Raw genomic sequence first — 7,839 nt, 5'->3', positions numbered from 1 at the left:
ACGCGGTCTGCGAGCGGGTTCGTTTCCAAACCTTCGAACAGGTTCAACTGGTTGAACACCAGACGTCCGTTGCCGAACGGAACAATCTGAAGATCGACGCCCGTCTTGAGTTCGCCGTTCGCGATCGTCACGGAACGTGCGAGAACCTGTGCGTTCGGAAGTTCGGTGAGCGAAATGCTCGGAATCACGGAAGATGCAAGATCGTCCAAAATTTGATGTCCAGCAAATTCCGGGAGCAGTTCGGATCCGTTCACCAGGTAATGCACGGAAAGACCGTTCGCACCGGTGGTGAAGTGAGATTCGATTGTCTGCGTAAAGTGATGGCTCGAATTGAACGTTTCGAGGTCTTCCGGGTTCAAATCCGAAAGGAAGAGCGTCTTTCCGCCGTCGCGGGTGAGTTCCACGATCTTGTTCAGAACGACGTCGTTCCAAGAGCTGAGGCTTGCCGTAAAGATGATCTTTTCCGGACCGGCGAGGGCAGCAAGGGCATCGGCTGTCGTTTCTGCATTGTTGTCGAGGAAGCAGACCTGGGACATGGCGCTTTGCACATCGGAATCTTCGAGAACAAGAAGGTTTTCGTTCGTGGTGCTGACCACGGATCCGAGGGAAGAGAGCGTGAGCACGAGCTTGTAGTCGCCAGGCGCCTTCGGAGCGACGACCGTGAACGTGCCGAGCGGAGTGAGGCTTGTCTGGCCCTTCGCCTTGTGCTTGTCGCTCGAAACGGTTTTTCCGCTCTTGTCGACGATGGAAATTTCGATTTCGATATCTTCGAGGCGGGCCTGGTTCAACAAGGCAAGCTGGAAGGAAATTTCCGTCTGCGGGGCGCTGATCGGTTCAAAACCGGTGATGAGCAAGCGGGTTGGAGTCGTTGCCGCCTTCATGAAGGAATCGAATCCCTTCGTCTTGCGGTTTTCGTCCACGAGACCGCAGAAGTCCGCACCGAAGTCAGCCCACTGGTCGAGCATAAAGCCGGAAACGAGCGGGTTGCTCTGGATGGCGTTGATTTGCGTGAGCTTACTTTGCAAGGCCAAGCGGTGCGCATCGGCGTTGAACGCTTCTAACGATCTCCAAATCGAAAGATCCCTGTTGTCGATAAAGGCTTCGAGCTGCTTGAATGTCTGCTTGATGGCCTTGTTATTCTTGATGCTTCTAGAACCCTTGATGTCTGTCGGGGAAGCCGGCAAAAGTGCATGGTTCTTGAGCGTGACGAGAATTTTGCCGTTGGTTTCTTCGACAAAGTTTTCGTATTCGTCCTGGAACTGCGAATTGCCAAGAGTCGTGTCCGGAATGTTGACTTCGTCTTCGACAATGGAATTCTTGTCGCAGTAGTGGGCGAGAAAATCCGTGAGGGCTGCGTTCGGGCTCATGCGAAGGTGCATGCGGTGAGACGCGTAAAGAAGAATCTTTTCGTTTGTCACGCCCATGAGCTTGCCCGTGTCCTTGTGGAACTCTTCTTCGTTCGAGAGGTAGACGCAGTTCAGGTTGCTGATGACCGGGCGGCACTTGTCGTAACCGTCGACCGCGTTCAAAAGCTTGTTACCGTTTTCGAGAACGAGCGGGCAGTTTTCGGAACCGAGAATCCAGGAGACAATGCACGGGTGGTGCTTCTGTTCCGTCACGAGTTCTTCGATCAACTTGTAAACCGCTTCGAGACCGCGCGGGGTAGAACGCATCGTGTGAATCGGGAATTCTTGCATCACCAGGAGGCCGATTTCATCGCAGATATCCAGAGCTGCATCGGTCAGCGGGGCGCCGTTGGAACGAATCGTGTTGAAACCAGCCTTCTTGATAGCTTCGAGATCCTTGCGGAGCTTGGCTTTGTCGGAAGTCCAAAGACCGCCTTCGCTCCAGTGCTGGGAATAGGAAACGCCTTGAATCTTGATGATGGAATCGTTCAGGTAGAAGTCGCCCTTGATGCAGTCGAATTTGCGGAATGCAAAATTTTTGACCACGGAGAAGGAATGTTCCGGCGTTTGCTTCGTCTTCGCTTTGCCTTCGAGCTGAAGTTCAATCGTGTAGAGGTTCGGTTTTTCGATCGTCCAGAAATTCTTGTCCTTATTCAGATTGCGGATTTTGAAGATAAAACGGCTCGAAGCGTTTTCCTTTTCAAGCTTGACATCCTTGATGAGTTCGCTGACTTCGCCCTGAGGATTGCGCATCAAGATGCGGAGACGGGTGCTGAAGCCACGCGGATTGTTAAAGGAGACATCGACTGCAACGCGTTCTTCGTCGAGGTCCGGTTCAAGCTGGACGCCCGAGATGAAAGCAGCTCCGCCGAGAATCAGGTCCACGTTTCCGTAGATACCGCCGAACGGGTATTCCGTCCACGGGAGGCCGACCGGCATTTCGGACGGGCGAACAAAACGGTCGTCCGCGCCTTCCTTGCTTTCACGACCGAAGTCGATACGGCTGTTGGCGGATCCCATGTTCGCTACGCGCACACAAAGGACGTTATCTTCGCCCGGTTTGATCGCCTTGGAAAGATCCAGAATGCACGGCGTGTAGGCTCCGAAGTGCGAGCCGAGGTACTTGCCGTTCAACCAGAAGACGGCGTGCATGGAAATACGTTCGAAACGAAGGAAAATTCGCTTCGGAACCTGCTTCGCATCCACAGTGAAGTGCTTAAAATAATAGGCGGCGTCCTGCGAAAGGGAGACCTTGTCGAAGTACTTTTCCCATACACTCGGCACTTGGATTTTTTGGGTGCCACTTGGATAGGTGGCGTACCAACGATTGATAATACCCATGTCTTCTGTGTCGAACAGAAGTTCCCAGTCGCCGTTCAGGCTCACGATAGAGTTCATTCGCGTTCCTTGTTGATTCCAAAACATGATGATTTTCATCAAATTTAGCAAATATTAAAAAGAAAAATGGAAAAAATTGGATTTTGACCTCCCAAAATCGGAATCGCTTTTCTATATTTGGGGCTCCACAGCAAACCTAAAAAAAGGAATATTATGTATTCTATTGTTGAAACAGGTGGTTTCCAGTATAAAGTCGAAGTCGGTAAGACTCTCAAGGTCCCGAGCGTCGATGCAGCTGTCGGTTCTTCTCTGGAGCTCAAGTCCGTCCTTCTTTTCTCCAACGGAAAAGAAGTTAAGGTCGGCACCCCTGTCCTGAATGATGCTTCTGTCAAGGTCGAAGTTCTCGCCCATGACAAGGAAGACACGGTTATCGTGTTCAAGAAGAAGCGTCGTACCCGTTACGTTCGTCGCAACGGTCATCGTCAGGGCTATACGGAAGTGCTCGTTACGGAACTCCATTCCGGTGCAGAATCCGAAGTCGTCGATCAGAAGATTATCGAACGCAACCGCGCTCGCATCAAGGCTCTTGCAGCTCAGAAGGTTCAGAACGTTCCGCTGACTCGCAAGGAAAAGATCGCTCAGGGTCTTCCGAAGCCGGCAAAGGTTAAGAAGAATTCCATCCGCAAGTCGAAGGAGGCTTAATAATGGCTCACAAGAAAGGTCAAGGCTCCGTTCGTAACGGCCGCGATTCCAATGCGAAATACCTCGGCGTGAAGAAGTATGCAGGTGAAACGGTGAAGGCCGGTGGCATCATCGTTCGTCAGCGTGGTTCTCATTTCCACCCGGGCAACAACGTTAGCATGGGCAAGGATTTCACCTTGTTCTCTCTCGTTGATGGCAAGGTCAAGTTCGAACAAAACGCTGGTCGTCAGAAGGTTTCGGTCTATCCGGAATCGTAAGGCTGACAAGTCTTTAAAAAGAGCTGGATGTTCTATCCGGCTCTTTTTTGTATTTTTAAGAAAAACTCTAGTAGGAAAGGAGAGCTTTATGAAGAGAATGTTTGGTTGGATGCTCGCTTGCGCCTGTGCCATGATGTTTGCAGCTTGCGCGAGCTCGGCGCAGAAGGCTTCGGAAGGCGGATTCAAGACGGTAGAAACTCCGGCTTCGGAACTTGAAAAATACAAGGCGGAACTTGCGGAAAAGGATATCCCGTCTGCGGTCGGCATGGCCGTTTCAAACGATGAGATGATCGCACGTACGCAGGCCGCGGATGAAGCCCGTGCCGCCCTTGCGGAAGCTACGAAGACTCAGGTGAACCGCTACAAGGAACAGTACGGCAAGAACGTCGACGGTAAGGCGCTTAAAATCTGGGAAGAAAAGGCGAACGAATATACGCAGCAGGAACTGGTCGGGGCAAATGTCATCCGCACCATCACCCAGTTCAACGAGGAAAGCGGTCAGTACAAGATTTACGTCCTTGTGGCGATGGACCCGGCGAAGCTCGCCGCCGCCATGCAGAAGTCCGCAGAAGAAAATCAGGAATTCATGCTCCGCGCTCAGAGTGCCGATATGCAGAAGCGCATGGACGAAGCCGCCGAAAAGTACAAGGCGGAAGTGCAGAAGAAGTAATTCCTTTGAAAAAGCTTGAAAGTCCCGCCCCGGCGGGACTTTTTGCATTTGAAAGCGGTTCTCGATTTTGTATATTGGGCTGAACAATTTGTAGGAATGTTCATGATGCGTTTGATTTCCATTCTGATTCTTGCTTGTGCGTCTTTCCTGTTTGCGGAACCGAAGCTTTCGGTGGCGGTGACGCTTGCGCCGTATGCAAAGATTGTGCAGGAAATCGCAGGGGAAAATGCGGATGTAGTGACTCTCGTTCCGCCGAATGCGAATCCGCATTTATTTGAACCGAAGCCGAATACGCTGCGCGCCTTTTCCAAGGCTTCGCTGTATTTGAGCGATGGATCGGGACTCGACAAGGCTTGGCGTCCGCGTTTTCTGGGCGTGAACAAGAATATCCGCATCGTGGATATTTCCCAGGGTGTTTCGTGGATGAATGAGGAAGCGCACGAACACGTTCATGAACATGGCGAAGAACTCGATCCACATATTTGGAATTCTCCGCGCATGGCGATCTTGATCGCTTCGAATGTATGCTCGGCTCTCGTCGAATTGGACGGGCTGCATGCAGGCGTTTACCGCACGAACCTTGAAAAATTTTCCAAGCGCCTTTCTGATTTGGACGTGAAGTTTACCGAAGCGACAAAGGCTCTTTCGGAAGACCGTCGCACGTTCATCATGTTTCATCCGTCCTATGGATACTTGGCCCGCGATTACGGCTTAAAGCAGATTGCGGTCGAAGTGCACGGCAAGGAACCGAAGCCGCGCGACATGCAGAAGCTTGTGCATATTGCCAAGGAACATCAGGTGAAAACGGTCTTTGTGCAACCCCAGTTTAGCCGTCGTGCCGTGGAATCGCTTTCACGTGAAATCCAGGCGAAGATCGTTTCAATCGATCCGCTCGCTTTCGACTTTGAAAAGGAATTGCAAAAGTTCATTTCGGCGATTTCGGAGAGTTCCAAGTGAATCCGTTCCCAGCGATCGAAGTTCGTAATTTAAGTTTTGCCTATGAAAAGGCGCCTGTCCTTTCGAATGTTAACTTCACCGTGGAAGCAGGAGACTTTCTTGCGATCATCGGGCCGAACGGTGGCGGAAAAAGCACGCTGATGAAGCTTATCGTGGGGCTTTTGAAACCCTCCGAAGGGGATGTGCGCCTTTTTGGAAGAAAGATGCCTTCGAGAAAGGTTTCGGTTGGCTATGTACCGCAGAATACCAATCATAACCTGGAATTCCCGATCACCGTGGAAGAAACAGTTTCGATGGGACTTCCGCACTGCAAACCGAATCCTTCGAAAGTAAAGGAAGCTCTGGAAACGGTGAAGATGGAAAGCTTTGCCGGTCGTAGACTGGGCGAGCTTTCAGGCGGTGAACGTCAGCGTGTGCTGATCGCTCGCGCTCTCGTCTCTGATCCGCAAATTCTTTTTTTGGATGAGCCTTCGAGCAATATCGATGCGCAGGGCCAGGAAGATCTGTACGAGCTACTGGCGGAGCTGAATGCGAAGATGACGATCGTGATTGTGAGTCACGATCTGATGGTGCTTTCGAATCATGTGAAGAGCGTTGCCTGTGTGAATCGCTCGGTGCATTTCCATTCAGGTTCGCAGATTACGCCGGAGATGGTGCAGGGCATGTACGGCTGCGAAGTGGACTTAATTGCCCACGGCGTTCCGCACCGCGTACTCGGTACGCATCATTCTCACTGACTGTGTCATCGAGATGGCTACGACCCTATGGGTCTCGCAATGCGATTCCATAGGGTCAAAGTTTTGAAAAATTACTTGATGGTCGTGGTGAAGCGGAGTGCTACGCCGACGTCGTCGAGTTCCTTTTCGCTGTAGACGTTGAGCTGAGCCTTGGTGCGTCCGTAAGACTTCACGAAGGCGACGGTCCATGCGAAATCGTCTGCATCCGCATTGATTTCGTCGCGGTTGCCGATGTGTTCCATTTCGAACATCAAGTGGTCGAGAATGCCTGCGGTCGGGATTTCCACGCCGACGTAGAACGGAAGGTGTTCCGAACCCTGGGCGTATTCCGGCTTCACGGCGGTACCCGCTTTGACGGAGGCAGCATTCACGTCGCTATCGGTCGTCGTTTTGAGGTAAGCGATTTCTCCATAGAGACGAAGATTCTGGATGAAGGAATAAGAAAGGTAGCCGGCGACGCGGTGCGTTTGGGTTGCCGCTTTTGTCATCGCATCGAGAGCGTTCACGCGGTATGCGGCGGCGAGTTCGAGCGGGAAGCAGAACTTGACGCGTTCTTCGACACGGACATAGCCCGTGCTGAACTTGTTGTCGGTTGTTCCGAGCATTGCCTTGAAGGCGGACGGACCGTAGTTCCAGCCGAGTTCAAAGGCGTCATGGGAATAATCGCGCATCATGAATCCGCGAGTTCCGATCGCCTTGTCGATATAGGTACCGAAGTTTGTAGACTGGGACCAGTCCGTCTTCCAGTGACCGAGCTTGAGGTTCACTTTGTGATCGCCCAAAGAATACTTGTAATTTGCCCAGTAGAGATCGGCGAGAATCTTGTCATAGCTTTTTCCGTCGATGGTGTTGCCGAAGTGCGGCCCAAAAATACGGAGCATCACCTGAGCGTCAAAGCTTTCGGACTTGTACATGCCGCCCACGTTAGCGCGGAACCAGAAGGACTTGAGTCCATCGTCTTCGTTGTTGGCGGTAGCTTGAGTCTGAATGTTGCCCTTGAGAGCGAAGTTGTCTTCGGCAGCAAAAGAGGTTGCGGAAAGTGCGATCGTGAGGGCGATCGTTGCCTTGAGAAATTTCGATTTCATACCAACTCCTTAAATTGCGAGCAAAATTTATTAAAAAGCCGAGCCCTTCTAAAGGTTAAAAAGTTCAAAAGTCCTGCTTCTCAATGCTTGAGTTTCTGTTTAAACGATTGCAATTCTAAAAAATCCGCGCGTTTTTATTAGATTACGAGGAAAAGTTAAAATGGGAGAACCCGAATGAATCGTTTGATTGCTTTGACCGCTTTTGCCGCATTCGCCTTTGCGGCGGCGAAAGATCTCGCTCCGAACAAGACGCACGCCGTGTTGAACATCTCGTACACGAATTTTGACGATGTTCCTCAAAAGAACAAGACTTTGACTTTTGTCGGCAAAAAGAACCCGAAGAACAAAGTAACGGTCAAGACGAATGGCTACGGTGAAGTTTCTTTTTTGATTCCGCGAGAAGATTCTTACCAGATTCTTTGCGAAAGCTTGACAGGTCCGTTTGAATGCGGTGAGACACCGTATGTTTCCCCGCGTGCAAGCTACGGTTCGGTAAATGTCGCCTTTGACGATACTCGTGCAGAACTCCAGGGAGTTTCTTTTAAGGTGGGCAGTGCGGAACTTGTTCCGTCGACGCTTGCAACCCTCGACAAGACTATCGCAGGTCTTAAAAAGAATGCAAAGGCGAAGGTGGAAATCGAAGGTCACACAAGTTCGGAAGGTGGCGAAGAATATAACCAGAAGCTT

General features: G+C 51.2%; 8 protein-coding genes. 6 read left to right on the top strand and 2 right to left on the bottom strand.

The window, feature by feature from the left end:
• On the bottom strand, positions 1 to 2,804 hold a 2,804-nt coding region (locus MR847_RS08320), incomplete at its 3' end, for a glycoside hydrolase family 2 protein (protein ID WP_287723496.1).
• Positions 2,805 to 2,957: 153 nt separating this feature from the next.
• On the opposite strand from MR847_RS08320, the gene rplU reads away from it, so the two are divergent.
• The 5 genes from rplU to MR847_RS08295 all read left to right on the top strand — a co-directional run bounded on the left by rplU (position 2,958) and on the right by MR847_RS08295 (position 6,067).
• A complete protein-coding gene (gene rplU, locus MR847_RS08315) occupies positions 2,958 to 3,446 on the top strand; it encodes a 50S ribosomal protein L21 (protein ID WP_100424402.1) in 489 nt (162 codons plus the stop codon).
• A 2-nt stretch (positions 3,447 to 3,448) separates the two neighbouring features.
• Positions 3,449 to 3,703 carry a 50S ribosomal protein L27 gene (rpmA, locus tag MR847_RS08310; protein ID WP_100424401.1) on the top strand — a complete coding sequence of 85 codons (255 nt, stop codon included), beginning with the start codon at positions 3,449 to 3,451 and terminating at the stop codon, positions 3,701 to 3,703.
• Between the two features lie 88 nt (positions 3,704 to 3,791).
• Positions 3,792 to 4,373 carry a hypothetical protein gene (locus tag MR847_RS08305; RefSeq protein WP_146139473.1) on the top strand — a complete coding sequence of 194 codons (582 nt, stop codon included), beginning with the start codon at positions 3,792 to 3,794 and terminating at the stop codon, positions 4,371 to 4,373.
• A 102-nt stretch (positions 4,374 to 4,475) separates the two neighbouring features.
• Complete coding sequence (locus MR847_RS08300) at positions 4,476 to 5,330, top strand: metal ABC transporter solute-binding protein, Zn/Mn family (protein ID WP_287723495.1); 855 nt, start codon at positions 4,476 to 4,478, stop codon at positions 5,328 to 5,330.
• Positions 5,327 to 6,067 (top strand): metal ABC transporter ATP-binding protein, encoded by a 741-nt coding sequence (locus tag MR847_RS08295; protein WP_100424398.1) that lies wholly within the window; start codon positions 5,327 to 5,329, stop codon positions 6,065 to 6,067. The genes MR847_RS08300 and MR847_RS08295 overlap by 4 nt, the downstream gene beginning before the upstream one ends.
• Before the next feature lie 71 nt (positions 6,068 to 6,138).
• On the opposite strand, the gene MR847_RS08290 is transcribed toward MR847_RS08295, so the two are convergent.
• Positions 6,139 to 7,152, bottom strand: coding sequence for a hypothetical protein (locus MR847_RS08290; protein ID WP_287723494.1), 1,014 nt, complete (start codon positions 7,150 to 7,152; stop codon positions 6,139 to 6,141).
• A gap of 174 nt (positions 7,153 to 7,326) precedes the next feature.
• Here MR847_RS08290 and MR847_RS08285 point away from each other — a divergent pair.
• On the top strand, positions 7,327 to 7,839 hold a 513-nt coding region (locus tag MR847_RS08285; RefSeq protein WP_287723493.1), incomplete at its 3' end, for an OmpA family protein.

This window comes from Hallerella sp. (assembly GCF_022776125.1).
In the GTDB taxonomy this organism is placed as follows: Bacteria; Fibrobacterota; Fibrobacteria; order Fibrobacterales; family Fibrobacteraceae; genus Hallerella; species Hallerella succinigenes.
The sequence above is the reverse complement of the archived record's forward strand: the minus strand, read 5'-3'. Positions and strand labels throughout refer to the sequence as shown.